This is a genomic window from Roseateles rivi, assembly GCF_043555845.1.
Taxonomy (GTDB): Bacteria; Pseudomonadota; Gammaproteobacteria; order Burkholderiales; family Burkholderiaceae_C; genus Roseateles; species Roseateles rivi.
This window is the reverse complement of sequence record NZ_JBIGHZ010000015.1, coordinates 1-985: the sequence shown is the minus strand read 5'-3', so window position 1 is coordinate 985 and position 985 is coordinate 1. Positions and strand designations below refer to the sequence as shown.

The 985-nt window shown below is 66.4% G+C and carries 1 protein-coding gene; it reads right to left on the bottom strand.

The genetic code is table 11. The annotated features are described in order from the left end of the window. The coding region (locus ACG0Z6_RS16585; protein ID WP_394463450.1) for a calcium-binding protein at positions 1-985 on the bottom strand (985 nt) is incomplete at both ends.

Genomic DNA, 985 nt, shown 5'->3' with positions numbered 1-985 from the left:
TGACGTTCACGCCCAGGCCAGAGCCCGCGTAGCTGGCGGTGTCTATGCCTGCGCCACCGTCCAGGGTGTCGGCGCCCGCGCCGCCTTGCAGCGTGTCGTTGCCCGCGCCAGCGAGCAGGCGGTTGGCCGCGGCGTCGCCAACCAGCAGGTCGTCAAAGGCGGAGCCGGTGAGGTTGGCGATGTTGATGTAGACATCGCCCTGGGCTTCGCCCGTGTTGGAGGAGGACTGGCTCAGGTTGGCCACCACGCCGCCGCTGGCATTGGCGTAGCTGGCGGTGTCACTGCCGCCACCGCCATCGAGCGTGTCGGCGCCGGTGCCACCGATCAGTGTGTCGTCCCCCAGGCCACCCATCAGCGCGTCATTGCTTGCACCGCCATCGAGCACGTTGTTGCCATCGTTGCCGGTGATCTGGTTGGCCAGTGCGTTGCCCGTGCCGTCCAGGTCGCTGGCACCCAGCAGCACCAGGTTTTCAAGGTTGTTGCCCAGCAGGTAGGTCAGGGAGCTGCGGACTGTGTCGGCGCCTTGGTTGGCTGCCTCGGTGACGACGTCGCTGAGGTTGTCGACGACGTAGGTGTCGTCGCCTTCGCCGCCAATCATGGTGTCGGCCCCGACGCCGCCGTCGAGCACGTTGTTGCCGCTGTTGCCTTCGAGGCGGTTGTCCAGCGCATTGCCCGTGGCGTTGACGTTGGCGCTGCCCGTGAGGGTGATGTTCTCGATGTTGTCCGACAGCACAAAGCTGGCGCTGGCAAAGACCTGGTCGTTGCCCTGGCCAGAGAGCTCGACCACGCGGTCTGCGCTGTTGTCAACGTAGTAGGTGTCGTTGCCGCGCCCGCCGGTCATGGTGTCGGCCCCGGCGCCGCCGTCGATGATGTTGTCGCCGTCGTTGCCGGTGAGCTGGTTGTCCAGCGCATTGCCCGTGGCGTTGAGGTTGTCGATGCCGGTGAGGGTGAGGTTCTCGACGTTGTCCGCGAGCGTGTAGCTCAC